Source organism: Photobacterium sp. R1, assembly GCF_054600795.1.
Genome location: NZ_BAAHZP010001034.1, coordinates 1 through 233, shown reverse-complemented (window position 1 = coordinate 233; position 233 = coordinate 1). Strand labels below are relative to the sequence as shown.

The following is a 233-nucleotide window of genomic DNA, read 5'->3' as shown; positions in this document are numbered from 1 at the left end:
CAGCTCAGACGAAGCCTGATGATCACGGCAAGTAAAGGTAAGGAAATATTGGGGATGAAAAGTACCTTCCAGTACCACCGGAACGGCACAAAACCGACGACAAAAATCATGGCAGTACATCAAGACCATATCAGCGCAGGTTATACTACTGTACCAAAACCGCCAATCTCACTTTCAAACAGCAGGGGGTCCATCTTCACAAAACCGCCGTTAGCCAGCCCCATCACCAGGGC

General features: G+C 49.4%; 1 protein-coding gene. It reads right to left on the bottom strand.

Annotated features, from left to right (window positions below):
* A partial coding sequence (locus ACYP03_RS28205) for a cyd operon YbgE family protein (protein ID WP_459782965.1) occupies window positions 1-110 on the bottom strand: 110 nt, incomplete at its 3' end.
* Between the last annotated feature and the right edge of the window lie 123 nt (window positions 111-233).